This is a genomic window from Allobosea sp. 2RAB26 (genome assembly GCF_052115465.1).
Lineage (GTDB): Bacteria > Pseudomonadota > Alphaproteobacteria > Rhizobiales > Beijerinckiaceae > Allobosea.
Map to the genome: position 1 here is coordinate 116,179 of NZ_JBFRGS010000012.1, position 13,860 is coordinate 130,038.

Here is a 13,860-nt window from a genome sequence, read left to right on the forward strand (position 1 = left end):
CGAACGATTCCCGTTTGCGCCATGATCGTGGCTATACCATAGGGAGTGTTTGGCGAACCGTCCAAGGGGAGCCTCGAACTGCCCTCGGTTTCACCGGAAGCTAACGCGTGCGTCTTCTCCGTCTCGACCGCTACATCCTGAAGATCGCCGCGGTCGCAGCGATCGTACTTCTGATCGGGCTGACCAGCGTGATCTGGGTGACGCAGGCCCTGCGTGAGGTCGACCTGATCACCGGCAAGGGCCAGACCATCTACATCTTCTTCACGGTGACACTGCTTTCGTTGCCGGCGCTGATCGCGGGCATCGCACCGGTCGCGCTGTTCATGTCGACGCTCTACACGCTGAACCGGCTGAACGGCGATTCGGAGTTGATCGTCATGAATGCGGCCGGAGTCGCGCCCTACCGGCTGACCCGCCCGTTCATCGTGCTGACGCTGGCGACCTCCCTACTTGTCGGCTGGATGGCGATTTCGGTCATGCCGTCGGGGTTCCGGGCGTTGCGGGACCTGATCACGCTGATCAGGGCCGATTTCGTCGCCAATGTCGTGAAGGAAGGCCAGTTCGTCTCACTCGATTCCGGAGTGACGTTTCACTACCGCGAGCGTTCGGGTGACGCGCTGCTCGGCATCTTTATGCAGGACCGCCGCGACCCCAGCCAACCCTCCGTCTACATCGCCGAGCGCGGCCGGACAGTGGAATCGGACGGCAACAGCTTCCTGATGCTGGAGAAGGGTACCATCCAGCGCGAAGCCAAGAACAAGGAGTCGACTTCGATCATCTCCTTCGAGCGCTACGCGCTCAACCTGTCGGCCCTATCGGGCGAGTCGACAGGCGGCGATGGCGAAGGCAATGGCGACAGGGTGATCTACAAGCCACGCGAACGCACGACCTGGGCCTTGCTGCGACAGGACCCCAATGAAGCCTATTACAAGCTGCAGGCCGGGCGGTTCCGCGCCGAACTGCACAATCGTCTTTCGGCGCCGCTCTACCCGATCGCGTTCATGCTGGTCGCCTTCGCCGCCCTCGGTGAAGCGCGTACGACGCGTCAGGGCCGCAATGTCGCGATCCAGGCAGCAATTTTGATTGTCGGTGCGGTCCGCATCGGCGCCTACGCCGCGTGGACCGCCAGCGTCAGATCGGGTTTTGCAGTCGTCCTGCTCTACCTTCTGCCCCTGGTCACAATCATCTGCTCTACGGCCCTTATCATGTTTGGCGCGTCGCTGAGGCCACGACTCAACAAGCTGTTCGAGCCGATCATCCTGTCGCTATCCGCCCTGCCCTCTCGCCTGCGTCGCGCCTGATGCTGCTTGTCTCGACCTTCGGCCGATACCTGACGAAGCGCTTCACACGCGCCATCATCAGCGTGTTCAGCACCTTCTTCTTTCTGATCCTGACGCTCGATTTCGTCGAGCTGATGCGCCGTGCCGGCGATTCGCCGCTCGCGACGACGCCGCAAATCATCAGGCTCGCGCTGTTTCGCGCGCCTGCGGTGGCGGAGCAGATCTTTCCCTTTGCCGTGCTGTTCGGTGGCATGTTCGCACTGCTGACGCTAAGCCGGAAGCTTGAGCTCGTGGTGGCCCGCTCCGTGGGCGTCTCGGCCTGGCAATTCCTGCAGCCGGCCGCATTGGTCGCAGCAGTGATCGGCTTTGTCTCGATCATGATCTACAACCCGCTCGCAGCCGAACTGAAGCGCAGCGCGACGGCCCTCGAAGCCAGGCTCTTCGCGAGGAGTACCCAGGCGTCCGGAGCGCAGGAAATCTGGATTCGCCAGCGCAGCGTCGACGGGCAGGCGATTATTCGCGCTGCGGCAGCCTTGCCGGACGCGTCAGGCCTCTCCCAGGTCGCTGTCTTTAGCTTCGATGCGAATGGCGGCTTCAACGAGCGCGTGGAGGCAAGGGAAGCGATCCTGCATCGCGGCTATTGGGAATTGACCGATGCACGCGTCGTGTCTGCCACGGAAGAGCCACAGAGCTACACGACCTATCTGCTCGCGACGACTCTGGAGCCCGACCAGGTGCGGCAAAGTTTCACCCCGCCCGACGCTGTTGGGTTCTGGTCGATGCCGACAGTGATCGAACGGACGCAGAAGGCCGGCCTTGATTCCACGCGCTACGAGCTGCGCTACCAGTCGCTCAAGGCGCGGCCGCTTCTGCTCGTTGCCATGATCCTGGTGGCGGCATCCGTTTCCTTAAGATTTTTCAGATTTGGTGGTGTTACGAGATTGGTGATAGGTGGCGTGGCGGCCGGGTTCGTGCTCTATGTCGCGACGCAGCTGTCGGAAGAGCTCGGGGCATCAGGGATCGTCAATCCCATGGTGGCCGCGTGGTTGCCGGCGGTTGTGGGGACGATGCTTGGGGCGCTCGCTCTCCTTCACCAGGAAGACGGGTAACTAGTACTGTGCCTATGGTTAATTTTGGATTGAGCATATGGCCTCTGGCGTGAGACGCATGGCTCGTTTTGCCGCGGCGACCGCCCTCGCCTCGAGTTTGGCCTATTGCCTGACGGCAGGAGGGAGCGCTTTCGCGCAAGCTCCGGCGAAGCCGCAGGAACGCATGGTCGTCGACGCGCGCGAGTTGGTCTACGACAACAAGAACAACAGCGTCTCGGCTGTCGGCGACGTCCAGATTCTCTATCAGGGCCGTACGATCGAAGCCGACAAGGTCACCTATGACCGCGCCAGCAAGCGCGTCATCGCCAGCGGCAATGCCCGGATCACCGAATCGAACGGTACCGTCATCACCGGCGACCGCTTCAATCTGACCGACGATTTCCGCGACGGCTTCATTGATTCGCTACGCGTCGTGAACCCGGACAAGACGCGGTTTACCGCTCCGCGGGCTGAACGTACGGACGGCGAGACCTTCGTCTTTGAGAAGGGCATCTACACCGCTTGCGAGCCCTGCAAGGACAAGCCCGAAAAGCCGCCGCTCTGGCAGGTCCGCTCGGCGCGGATCATCCATAAGAAGTCCGAGCAGACGATCTATTACGAATCGTCCCGGCTGGAATTCGCCGGGGTTCCGATCGCCTATATCCCGTACATGTCGGGCCCGGACTCGACGGTGAAGCGCAAGAGCGGCTTCCTGTCGCCGGCCTTCATCAACACCAGCGCGCTCGGCTTCGGTGTTGGCCTGCCCTATTTCTTCAACCTCGCCCCGAACTACGATCTCACAGTCACGCCAACCTATCTCTCGCGGCAGGGCTTCCTTGGCCAGGCCGAGTGGCGTCACCGGCTCGTCAACGGGTCCTACAACATCCGTGCAGCCGGCATCTTCCAGGCCGAACCGGATGCGTTCCAGCCGACGCCGTACGGCGCGCGCGACAGCGATTTCCGCGGCTCGCTGGAAACCACTGGCAAATTCTATTTGAATCCGCGCTGGACCTACGGCTGGGACGTCGCGATGTCGACGGACCGCTGGTTCTGGAAGAACTATCGCATCCGGAGCGAGAGCATCAGCTCGACGACCTACCTGCAGGAATCGATCTCCACGGGCTATCTCAACGGCCAGAGCCCGAATGCCTGGTTCGACCTGCGTGGCTATTATTTCCAACCCCTGACGTCGTCCGATTGGCAGAAGCAGCAGCCGCTCGTCCTGCCGGTGTTCGACTACAACAAGCGGGTGCACAAGCCGGACGTCATTGGCGGTGAACTGGCGTTCAATGTGAACGTCACAAGCCTCACGCGGGACGCCGCTGCCTTCCAGCAGATTCCGGCCCAGAAGAACTTCCTGATCACGACGCCGAACCCGCTCTATGATGGCTGCGCGGTCTACCAGAAAGACCAGTGCCTGGTGCGCGGCATCGGCGGTTCGGTGGCGCGCGCAACAGCGGAAGTGTCCTGGCGGCGCAATTTCATCGATTCGCTCGGTCAGGTCTGGACGCCGTATGCGTCGGTTCGCGCGGATATCTTCTCGGTCAATCCGTCGACGACCGGCTTTTCCAACGCCAACGTTTCCTCGATCTTCAACACATCCGACGATGTCTTCGGGCGCGTCATGCCGGCGGTCGGCCTGATGTACCGCTACCCCTTCGTGGCCAAGACCTCGTGGGGCACGCATATCATCGAGCCAGTCGCCCAGTTCGTTGCACGTCCGAACGAGACGAATGTCCTGCGCGTCGCCAACGAAGATGCGCAAAGCCTCGTCTTCGACGACACCAACCTGTTCGAGTGGAGCGGCAAGTTCTCCGGCTATGATCGGGTCGAGGGTGGCACGCGAGCGAATGTCGGCGCGCTCTACACAGGCCGTTTCGGCAAGGAGGCCTACGCCAATTTCCTTGTCGGCCAGTCCTTCAATCTCGCCGGGCGCAATTCCTTCGCACAAGCCGACCTGGTCAATACCGGCCTGGATTCAGGTCTCGAAACGACGCGGTCCGATTTCGTCACCCGCGCGCAAATCTCGCCGTTCAAGAACTTCTTCCTGTCCGGCGCGGCGCGGCTGGACGAATCGACGTTCGAGGCGCAGCGGATCGATGCAGGCGCCACCTACAGCAATGGCGTGGTATCGACCTCCGTGACCTATGGCCGCTATGAGCCCCAGCCCGAGTTGGGCATTCCGCGGCGGCGCGAGGGTCTCGGCCTGAACGGCTCGCTCGGGATCGCGCAATACTGGCGCGTCCGCGCCGGGGTCCTGTTCGACCTCGACAAGTACAAGTTCGACCGCGAGCGGTATCGTGATGCCTTCGTGGCAGCCCAGCTCGATCCCGTAGCCCTTGCGGCACTCACCTATCCCAAGACGGGCCCGTTCCAGCCCGCCTCGATGAGCTTCGGCATCAACTACACCGACGAATGCACCGTGTTCGACATCTCCTATTCGCAGTCCTATGCCGACCGGCAGTCCGGCGCCACGAAGGATACGCGGACGGTGATGTTCAAGCTCGAACTGCGCACCTTGGGCGAGATCAGCTACTCTCAGAACCTGGGCCAGGGCTCGACAGGCGACGGCGTCGCCGCTCGCTGAGGGTAGAATCAGGATTACTGCGAGCGAGCCGGTGCGGGTGGAGAAAAACGTGTCACCGCGACTGCTCGCTCTCACGCAAGGTGATCCGGCAGGGATCGGCCCTGAGCTCGCCTTGAAAGCCTGGGTGCTGCGGGAGCCCGCAGCCCTTCCGCCCTTTGCTTGCATTGCCGACCCCGGTCTTTTGGAAAGCCTGTCACGACGGCTCGGCCTCGATGTGCCCATCGTTGGCTGCGCCTGGCATGAGGCAGAGGCGCTTTTCGACCAGGCCCTGCCCGTCATTGCGCTTGAGAAGACCGCGATCGTGGTATCCGGACATCCTGATCCGGCCACGGCTGCGGGGACTATCGAGGCGATCGATCGCGCCGTCGCTGCGGTGCGCGAAGGACATGCGGCCGCGCTGGTCACCAATCCCATTGCCAAAAGCGTTCTTTACGCCGCCGGTTTCAGGCATCCCGGCCATACGGAATATCTGGCGCATCTTGCGGCGGATGGAGGCAGGACGCCCCACCCCGTGATGATGCTCTGGTGCGAAGATCTGGCGGTTGTTCCGGTAACGATCCACGTGCCGCTCAGTGCAGTACCATCGCTGCTGACGACGGATCTGATTGTCGAGACGGGGCGAATTGTCGCTCGCGAACTGGCCTCCCGCTTCGGAATTCCGCAGCCCCGGATCGCACTGAGCGGGCTGAATCCGCATGCGGGAGAAGGTGGAGCGCTGGGCGAGGAGGATGCTGCGGTGGTGGCGCCAGCCGTCGCGCAGCTCAAGGCGTTGGGAATCGACGCAAGCGGTCCTTATCCTGCCGACACGATGTTCCATTCCCGCGCCCGTGCCGGGTACGATGCGGCACTGGCGATGTATCACGATCAGGCACTGATTCCGATCAAGACGATTGCCTTCGACGAGGGCGTCAACGTGACACTTGGCCTGCCCTTCATCCGTACCTCACCGGATCACGGAACGGCCTTCGACATTGCAGGCCGCGGCATTGCCCGCCCCGACAGCCTTTGCGCCGCGCTGCGGCTGGCAGCCCGCATGGCGGCCCATTCCGAAAGCCGCCTGCCATGAGTCAGATCGACACGCTACCGCCGCTGCGCGAGGTGGTCGAACGCCACGGCCTGATGGCGCAGAAGTCGCTGGGCCAGAACTTCCTGTTCGATCTCAACCTGACAAGCAGGATCGCCCGCGCCGCCGGGCCACTCGATGGCGAGACTGTGGTCGAGATCGGCCCTGGCCCAGGTGGGCTGACGCGTGCTTTGCTCGCTAACGGGGCTGGACGTGTCATCGCGGTCGAGCGTGATCGACGCTGCCTGCCAGCATTGGCCGAGATCGCCGCACATTACCCGGGACGGCTTGAAGTGATTGACGGCGATGCGCTTGCCGTCGACCTCTCCTCTCATCTTGGCGGCTCGCCCGCCCGGATCATCGCCAACCTGCCCTATAATATCGGCACGCCGTTGCTCGTTGGCTGGCTCAGCCAGGAACCCTGGCCCTCCTGGTGGAACTCGCTCACGCTGATGTTCCAGCGCGAGGTGGCCGAGCGCATCGTTGCAACCCCGGAGCAGCGCGCCGACTATGGCAGGCTGGCCGTTCTCGCGAACTGGCGTTGCGAAACCAAGATCCTGTTCGACGTGCCCAGGTCCGCTTTCGTGCCGCCGCCGAAAATCACGTCCTCTGTCGTTCAACTCGTGCCGCGACTGAGGCCGGAGCCCTGCGAACAGAGATTGCTGGAGCGTGTCACGCTGGCTGCTTTCGGCCAGCGCCGGAAAATGCTGCGCCAGAGCCTCAAGGCCGTGACGCCTGATCCGCAGCCGATGATCGAGGCCGCCGGCCTGTCGCCAACGGCGCGCGCAGAGGAAGTGCCCGTTTCAGGATTCGTGCGCCTCGCCAACGCCCTGGCTGGGCTGAAGGCCGGATAGCGGCGCTCCCTACGCGATTGCTTCGCTGAGGAGCCCGGCGACAAATTCACTCATACCAATCGCGCGCGAACGCTTCAGGCGTTCGGCGGTGAGGATCGCGCGGACCGATTCATAGGCAGCACCGAGATCGTCATTGATGATGACGTAGTCGTAGACGCTCCAACGAGCGATCTCGTCGCGGGCGTTGTCGAGTCGCTTGGCGATGACCTCAGGCGCATCCTCGGCGCGACGCACGAGCCGAGAGCGCAGTTCCGCCATGGATGGCGGCAGGATGAAGATGGCGACGACATCCTCGCGCGCCTTTTCGAGGATCTGCTGCGTGCCCTGATAGTCGATGTCGAAGAGCACATCGCGGCCGGCCTTCAGCGCATCCTCGACGGGCTTGCGCGGCGTCCCGTAGCCATTGCCATGGACCTCGGCCCATTCGAGCAGATCATCGCGCTCGCGCAACGTGTCGAAGGCAGGGCGGTCGATGAAGTGATAATGGACGCCATGAATCTCGGAGGGGCGCTTGAGCCGGGTCGTGACCGAGACCGATAGATCGAGATTGGTTTCCTTCTGCGACAGCGTTCGCGTCAGGGTCGATTTGCCCGCTCCCGAGGGAGAGGACAGGATCAACATCAGGCCGCGACGGGCCGGGCGCACCAGATCGGCCATCAGCCGTCACTCCACATTCTGAACCTGTTCGCGCATCTGGTCGACGACCGTCCGCAGCTCGAGCCCGATGCGCGACAACCCGGCATCACCGGCCTTGGCGCAAAGCGTCGAGGATTCTCGCCCGAATTCCTGCGCAAGAAAGTCGAGCTTCCGGCCGATCGGCCCGCCCTGATCGAACAAGCCCCGCAACGCGGCAACATGAGCATGCAGCCGGTCGATCTCCTCGCGGATATCGGCTTTGACCGCTAGCAGCGCGGCCTCCTGATGGAGGCGCTGCGGATCGAGTGCCGGGCTGGCATCGAGCAGGGCCTGCACCTGCGTCGCGAGCCGTGCGCGGATCGCTTCCACACTCCGCCCGGGATGCTGCTCCGCCTCATCGGTCAGACGGCCAATGCTGGCAAGGTGGCCTGTGAGAACGGATTCAAGCGCTCTCCCCTCGGCGGAGCGCGCCTCCTTGAGACCCAGGACCACCGCGTCCAGGCCAGCAAGCAAGGGGGCCTCGAGCTGCGCCAGGATATCCTCGTCCTCGTCGGCAATCTCGACCACGCCGCGAATCCCAAGCAGCGCGTCAAAGGACGCCGGACGGATGCTGTCGGAGGCGGGCAGCCTCGCGACGGATTCCAGCAGGCCCGCAAGCACCGCCTCGTTGATACGAGGCTTCGCCGGCCGGGCATCGCTGTTGATCGAGAGATTCACGTGCAATGTACCGCGAGAAAAGGCGGCGCCGAGGCGCTTGCGCGCCGCCTCGGCCAGGGCTTCGAACCCGGAAGGTACCCGGACGCGCACATCGAGGCCGCGCGCATTGACACTGCGGATTTCCCATGCCCAGGCATGAAGACCTGCGGTGCCGGCTGCGCGGGCAAAGCCGGTCATGCTCTCGATCGCCATGGACGCTGAAACTCCCCCCGACGGCTCACCGTGCGATCACAATGCGCAGGATCACCGCTCGACGCTGTATCTGATGCGGCGGGACCGTAGTGAGGCGAAACACCGCTCGCAAGTCGCGCTGCACACATAGAAGCGCGAAGATGGGGAGAAATCGGGCGTGACTGCCCATACTCGCCAGAGCCGCTCAGGGGCGCAGTGCTGGAACCTGCTTCGACGAGTTGAGATCGTAGCTTCGGTTCAGCAGCGGATCGCGGTTCGTCCCTTCCGACGCATCGAAGGCGCGCGCGCGCGTTCCCGCCGGACCATCCGCCGACGCACGCCGGCTGCCCCCCACCGTCTCGCTATCCCCGGACGTCGCATCGGCCGCTCGCGAGGCCCCAGGCGCTTCGGTGCGATTATCCGGCGCCGGCGGCGGTTCCACCTTGTCGACATTCGAATCCGGCGAGGGCTTGCCAGCCTCGCGCCGCTGCGACTCGACCTGCCGCCAGCGGGCGACATTGCGGTTATGCTGCTCCAAGGTCTCGGCGAAGGCGTGCCCACCACTGCCATCAGCCACGAAGTAGAGCTCCTTGGTCCTGGAATGGTTGACCACGGCCTCCATTGCGGCACGGCCCGGGTTGGCGATCGGGCCCGGCGGCAGTCCGTCGATGACATAGGTATTGTAGGGCGTCGCCTGGGTAATCTCGTTACGCTGGATCGCGCGGCCGAGCGTGCCCTTGCCGCCGACGAGCCCGTAGACGATCGTCGGGTCGGATTGCAGCTTCATCTTGCGGTTCAGACGGTTGATGAAGACACCGGCAACGCGCGGGCGCTCGTCGGCGCGGCCGGTTTCCTTCTCGACGATCGAAGCCAGGATCACCAACTCCTGCGGCGTCTTGATCGGCAGGTCGGCAGGGCGGCGACTCCAGACATCGTTGAGGATACGGCGTTGATCGCGCGTCATCCGGTCGACGATCGCCTGCCGTGTGAACCCGCGTGGAAACTTGAAAGTGTCGGGCAGGATGGTCCCCTCGCGAGGCACCTGAATTACGTCGCCCGTGAGGAGATCATTGTCGCGCAACCGCGCGATGATCTGTTCGCTGGTCAGACCTTCCGGCACGGTGATCGAATGCTCGACCGCCTTGCCCTCGGCAATGATGTCGAGAATGTCCTGCTGGCTGGCGCGAGCCTTGAACAGATACTCACCCGCCTTGAGCTTGGTCCAATTGCCGGAGATCAGCGCCGAAACCTTGAAGGTCCAGGGATGCTCGATCAATCCCTCGCGCTGAAGGAGCTCGGCAATTTCGGTGAGGCCGCTTTCTTTGGGAATGATCAGCACACGGTCGCTCGCGAGCGGCCCCGGCGCCTTACCCTGGCTGCCGACCACAGCGATTCCAGCACCGACGACGCCGGCCAAGACGAGCGCAGTCGTGAACAACCCGCTGAGCATGCCGATGAAGGGATTGCGCCTCCTGCGACGCGCCTTCGGCGGCGGAGCAGGCGGCGCCACCGGCTTCAACGCCTCGCTCGGGCTCTTCGGGGCGACGCGGGGCGAAGTGTTCACAGTGCTGGCGCTCGCGTTCTGGTGTCGTGAGGTTCGCCGCAATGCCCTGGCGATGCGACGCATTTCGAGCCTGTCCCGAAATCCGGTGACAGACTAGCAGAAATTATGGCGAAAGCGCGCTGAGCCTCATCGGCCGGTGCGTCAGTCGACGAAACGCCGGATCACCAGCGAGGCGTTCGTCCCGCCAAACCCGAAGGAATTGGAGAGAGCGATCTCGATGCTGCGCTTCTTCGCGACATTCGGCACCAGGTCCAGATCGGTCTCGACGGATGGGTTGTCGAGATTGATCGTCGGCGGTGCGATCTGGTCGCGAATCGCGAGGACCGTGAAGATCGCCTCGATCGCGCCTGCCGCGCCGAGCAGGTGTCCCGTCGCCGACTTGGTCGAGGACATGGCGGGCTTCCGCGGAGCGTTGGCGAGCAGCCGCTCGACTGCCCGCAGCTCGATTTCGTCGCCGAGCTGGGTCGAGGTGCCATGCGCGTTGATGTAGTCGAGATCACCCGCCGTGACCCCGGCACGATCGAGCGCCGCCGACATGCAACGATAGGCACCGTCGCCATCCTCGGCCGGCGAGGTGATATGATAAGCATCACCCGACATGCCGTACCCGACGATTTCGGCATAGATGCGCGCACCGCGCGCCTTGGCATGCTCGAGATCCTCGAGAACGACGACCCCTGCCCCCTCGCCCATGACGAAGCCGTCGCGATCCTTGTCATAGGGACGCGAGGCTTTCTCAGGCGTGTCGTTGAAGCCAGTGGACAGCGCGCGACACGCGCAGAACCCGGCAATGCCGATGCGGTTGATCGCCGATTCGGTTCCCCCCGCGACCATCACCTTGGCATCGCCGAGAGCGATCATCCGCGAGGCATCGCCAATGGCATGAGCGCCGGTCGAGCAAGCCGTGACCACTGCGTGATTCGGCCCCTTGAGGCCGTGCGTGATCGAAACATAGCCGGCGGCGAGATTGCTCAACCGGCCGGGAATGAAGAAAGGCGAGAGGCGGCGCGGGCCGCGCTCCTTGAGCAGGATCGACGCTTCATAGATGCCGCCGAGCCCACCAATGCCGGACCCGATCGCGACACCGGTCGCGATCTGGTCCTCATAGCTTTCGGGTTTCCACCCGGCATCATTGAGCGCCTGCGTCGCAGCCGCCATTGCGAAGACGATGAAATCATCGACCTTCCGCTGTTCCTTCGGCTCCATCCAATCGTCAGGATTGAAGGTGCCGTCGGAACCATCGCCGCGCGAAATATTGCAGGCGATCTGGGCGGGAAGGTCGCTCGCGTCGAAGCTCGTGATCGGACCGGCGCCGCTGGCGCCGGAGATCAGACGTGACCAGGTCGGCTCGACGCCGCATGCAAGCGGCGTCACCATGCCAAGCCCGGTCACCACGACACGTCGCATGGTGTAGCTGCGTGGGCTCATGATGCAGTAACGGCCAGAGGCCGATCAGGCGCTCTTCGAGAGGAACTTGACGGCGTCGCCGACCGTGACGATCGTCTCGGCAGCATCGTCCGGAATCTCGACGCCGAACTCTTCCTCGAAAGCCATCACGAGCTCGACCGTATCGAGGCTGTCGGCACCCAGATCTTCAATGAAGTTGGCGCCTTCGACGACCTTCTCGGGTTCGACGCCGAGATGCTCGATCACGATCTTCTTCACGCGCTCGGCGACATCGCTCATGGATCTTTTCCTCAAAGCTTGAAACGCATCGCTGGATCGCGATGCGTGTAGGGAACCGCTCCCGCCACCCGGCACCCGGCACCCCTTCCGGAATGCCGCCGGGGCGGAACTCTTAAGGCTGCACAAACGCAACAACAGGGTTCGCGTCAAGTCCCCCCGAGCACGCGCGCTGCAGCGCGACGGCGCTAGTTAACACACTCGTCGATAGCTGACGAGAGCCGCAAACCGATCTCGGAAGGTTACAAAGAACCTTCTCAAGACCTTCAAATCATTGCCATTCCACCGTTGACGTGAAGCGTCTGCCCGGTCACGTAAGCGGCCTCGTTGCTGGCGAGATAAGCGACAGCTGCAGCAACATCGTCACCCACACCCAATCGGCCCATCGGCACGTCGGCGAGGATGCCTTCGCGCTGCTTGTCGTTGAGCGCCTGCGTCATCGGCGACTCGATGAAGCCCGGCGCAACGACGTTCACCGTGATGTTGCGGCTGGCGACCTCCGCCGCCAGCGCCTTGGACATCCCGATCAGCCCGGCTTTCGAGGCGGCGTAATTGCCCTGCCCGGGATTGCCGGTGACGCCGACGACCGAACCGATCGAAACGATGCGGCCATAGCGGCGGCGCATCATCGTCTTCACGGCCGCCCGCGACAGCCGGAATGCTGCGGTCAGATTGACGGCGATCACGCTGTCCCAGTCCTCGTCCTTGAGGCGGAGGAAAAGATTGTCGCGCGTCACGCCAGCATTGTTGACGAGGATATCGAGCCCACCGAGCTTCTCCTCAGCAGTCGGGACGAGCGCCTCGACCGAATCCTTGTCCGACAGGTTGCAAGGCGCAATCACGACGCGCTCGCCAAGCTCGGCTGCGAGAGCCTCGAGCGCCTCGACCCGCGTGCCGGACAGAGCGACGCTGGCACCGAGGCCGTGGAGCGTGCGGGCGATCGCGCCGCCCAGCCCTCCGGTCGCGCCGGTGACCAGGGCTTTCTTCCCCGTCAGGTCAAACATGCTGCCTCCTTTTTATATCGACCCGGCATCCTGCCGGCTCACCCGTTCTGGGCACTGTAATTGCGGATATCGTCGGCGGCGCCGAGCGAAACCGCACTCGTGCCGGCTGCGATACGCTTGACCAAGCCGGCCAGCACCTTACCGCTGCCTGCCTCGACGAAACGGGTCACGCCGGCATCGGCCATAGCCTGCACGCATTCGCGCCAGCGCACGGTTCCCGTCACCTGCGCCACCAGCGACGCGCGGATCGCATCGGGGTCGCTCAGCGGAGCAGCTCCGACATTGGCCATCACCGGAACAACCGGCGCCGCCAGAGCGACCCTTGCCAGGGCCTCGCGCATAGCATCTGCGGCAGGTTGCATCAGCGCGCAATGGAAGGGCGCTGATACCGGCAGTGGCAGGGCGCGCTTGACGCCGCGCTGCCCGGAGAGCGCAATAGCCCGCTCGATCGCTGCCTTGCTGCCGGAGAGAACGACCTGTCCGCCACCATTGTCATTGGCAGCTTCGCAGACCTCGCCTTGCGCTGCATCCCTGGCAATCTCGCGCGCCTGTTCGAGCTCGACCCCGAGCAGCGCTGCCATCGCCCCCTCGCCTGCCGGCACAGCCTTCTGCATGGCGTCGCCGCGAATCCGCAACAAGCGCGCAGCATCCGCAATCGAGAAGCTGCCCGCAGCCGCCAGCGCAGAATACTCGCCGAGCGAGTGGCCGGCCACGAAGGCCGCATCGCGTTGCAGCGACAGGCCCGCCTCCGCCTCAAGGACACGGATCACGGCAAGACTCACAGCCATCAGGGCAGGCTGAGCATTGGCGGTCAGCGTCAACTCCTCAGCAGGACCATCCCACATGATCGCCGAAAGCTTCTGCGACAGGGCGTCGTCGACCTCGGCAAAGACTGCCCTGGCCGCCGGAAAGGCGTCGGCCAAGGTCTTGCCCATGCCGACGGCCTGAGAGCCCTGGCCGGGAAAGATGAACGCGGTTGTCATGCTGAGAAAATCCCGATGTTCATAAATTAGTCATCGCGACGGCGCTCTCACATTGCTTGGGAGGCCAAGTCAAGCTTTGCTGGAGAATTCGCAGCCACCTGTGCAGTGATTTGGCTTGCGGAAATGGCCACGACGCTGTATCAGCCGCCTCCTGTTTGTTCGGCCGGAGGCTGAACGGATGGCGGGCGCTTATCAAGCATCCGCAGGTTCGGCTCTCGAACCGCCATCCC

Annotated in this window: 13 protein-coding genes; 6 read left to right on the forward strand and 7 right to left on the reverse strand. The window is 63.7% G+C overall.

Annotated features, from left to right (window positions below; genetic code table 11):
- Positions 1-107 precede the first annotated feature (107 nt).
- From lptF to rsmA, 5 genes are read left to right on the forward strand one after another with little or no spacing between them, the layout of a single operon-like run.
- A complete protein-coding gene (gene lptF, locus AB4118_RS22495) occupies positions 108-1,301 on the forward strand; it encodes an LPS export ABC transporter permease LptF (protein WP_441491841.1) in 1,194 nt (397 codons plus the stop codon).
- Entirely contained in the window at positions 1,301-2,389 is a 1,089-nt protein-coding gene (gene lptG / locus AB4118_RS22500) for an LPS export ABC transporter permease LptG (protein ID WP_441491842.1), read from the forward strand. The genes lptF and lptG overlap by 1 nt, the downstream gene beginning before the upstream one ends.
- Before the next feature lie 58 nt (positions 2,390-2,447).
- Positions 2,448-4,955, forward strand: coding sequence for an LPS-assembly protein LptD (locus AB4118_RS22505; protein ID WP_441491843.1), 2,508 nt, complete (start codon positions 2,448-2,450; stop codon positions 4,953-4,955).
- 49 nt (positions 4,956-5,004) lie between these two features.
- Complete coding sequence (gene pdxA, locus AB4118_RS22510; RefSeq protein ID WP_441491844.1) at positions 5,005-6,021, forward strand: 4-hydroxythreonine-4-phosphate dehydrogenase PdxA; 1,017 nt, start codon at positions 5,005-5,007, stop codon at positions 6,019-6,021.
- On the forward strand, positions 6,018-6,872 hold the full coding sequence (gene rsmA, locus AB4118_RS22515) for a 16S rRNA (adenine(1518)-N(6)/adenine(1519)-N(6))-dimethyltransferase RsmA (protein WP_441491845.1): 855 nt from the start codon (positions 6,018-6,020) through the stop codon (positions 6,870-6,872). The genes pdxA and rsmA overlap by 4 nt, the downstream gene beginning before the upstream one ends.
- Positions 6,873-6,881: 9 nt before the next feature.
- Here rsmA and gmk read toward each other — a convergent pair whose 3' ends face one another.
- The 3 genes from gmk to mltG form a co-directional block, all read right to left on the reverse strand.
- Positions 6,882-7,529 carry a guanylate kinase gene (gene gmk / locus AB4118_RS22520; RefSeq protein WP_113518477.1) on the reverse strand — a complete coding sequence of 216 codons (648 nt, stop codon included), beginning with the start codon at positions 7,527-7,529 and terminating at the stop codon, positions 6,882-6,884.
- A 6-nt stretch (positions 7,530-7,535) separates the two neighbouring features.
- Positions 7,536-8,417 (reverse strand): YicC/YloC family endoribonuclease, encoded by an 882-nt coding sequence (locus AB4118_RS22525; RefSeq protein WP_441491846.1) that lies wholly within the window; start codon positions 8,415-8,417, stop codon positions 7,536-7,538.
- A gap of 184 nt (positions 8,418-8,601) precedes the next feature.
- The gene (mltG, locus tag AB4118_RS22530; RefSeq protein ID WP_441491847.1) at positions 8,602-9,834 is read right to left on the reverse strand and encodes an endolytic transglycosylase MltG; all 1,233 of its coding nucleotides are present in this window, start codon (positions 9,832-9,834) and stop codon (positions 8,602-8,604) included.
- On the opposite strand from mltG, the gene AB4118_RS22535 reads away from it, so the two are divergent.
- Positions 9,827-10,057 (forward strand): hypothetical protein, encoded by a 231-nt coding sequence (locus tag AB4118_RS22535; RefSeq protein ID WP_441491848.1) that lies wholly within the window; start codon positions 9,827-9,829, stop codon positions 10,055-10,057. The genes mltG and AB4118_RS22535 overlap by 8 nt on opposite strands.
- A 44-nt stretch (positions 10,058-10,101) precedes the next feature.
- On the opposite strand, the gene fabF is transcribed toward AB4118_RS22535, so the two are convergent.
- The 4 genes from fabF to fabD all read right to left on the reverse strand — a co-directional run bounded on the left by fabF (position 10,102) and on the right by fabD (position 13,630).
- Positions 10,102-11,367, reverse strand: coding sequence for a beta-ketoacyl-ACP synthase II (fabF, locus tag AB4118_RS22540; protein WP_441491919.1), 1,266 nt, complete (start codon positions 11,365-11,367; stop codon positions 10,102-10,104).
- Between the two features lie 45 nt (positions 11,368-11,412).
- On the reverse strand, positions 11,413-11,646 hold the full coding sequence (locus tag AB4118_RS22545; protein ID WP_043236751.1) for an acyl carrier protein: 234 nt from the start codon (positions 11,644-11,646) through the stop codon (positions 11,413-11,415).
- A gap of 263 nt (positions 11,647-11,909) precedes the next feature.
- Entirely contained in the window at positions 11,910-12,647 is a 738-nt protein-coding gene (fabG, locus tag AB4118_RS22550) for a 3-oxoacyl-[acyl-carrier-protein] reductase (RefSeq protein WP_441491849.1), read from the reverse strand.
- Positions 12,648-12,685: 38 nt separating this feature from the next.
- Complete coding sequence (gene fabD / locus AB4118_RS22555; protein ID WP_441491850.1) at positions 12,686-13,630, reverse strand: ACP S-malonyltransferase; 945 nt, start codon at positions 13,628-13,630, stop codon at positions 12,686-12,688.
- Between the last annotated feature and the right edge of the window lie 230 nt (positions 13,631-13,860).

Coding starts and splice junctions, on each gene's coding strand:
- rsmA (WP_441491845.1), top strand. CDS start 6,018: ATGAGTCAGATCGACACGCTACCGCCGCTGCGCGAGGTGGTCGAACGC.
- gmk (WP_113518477.1), bottom strand. CDS start 7,529: ATGGCCGATCTGGTGCGCCCGGCCCGTCGCGGCCTGATGTTGATCCTG.
- fabD (WP_441491850.1), bottom strand. CDS start 13,630: ATGACAACCGCGTTCATCTTTCCCGGCCAGGGCTCTCAGGCCGTCGGC.
- lptG (WP_441491842.1), top strand. CDS start 1,301: ATGCTGCTTGTCTCGACCTTCGGCCGATACCTGACGAAGCGCTTCACA.
- fabF (WP_441491919.1), bottom strand. CDS start 11,367: ATGCGACGTGTCGTGGTGACCGGGCTTGGCATGGTGACGCCGCTTGCA.
- AB4118_RS22505 (WP_441491843.1), top strand. CDS start 2,448: ATGGCTCGTTTTGCCGCGGCGACCGCCCTCGCCTCGAGTTTGGCCTAT.
- fabG (WP_441491849.1), bottom strand. CDS start 12,647: ATGTTTGACCTGACGGGGAAGAAAGCCCTGGTCACCGGCGCGACCGGA.
- AB4118_RS22545 (WP_043236751.1), bottom strand. CDS start 11,646: ATGAGCGATGTCGCCGAGCGCGTGAAGAAGATCGTGATCGAGCATCTC.
- AB4118_RS22525 (WP_441491846.1), bottom strand. CDS start 8,417: ATGGCGATCGAGAGCATGACCGGCTTTGCCCGCGCAGCCGGCACCGCA.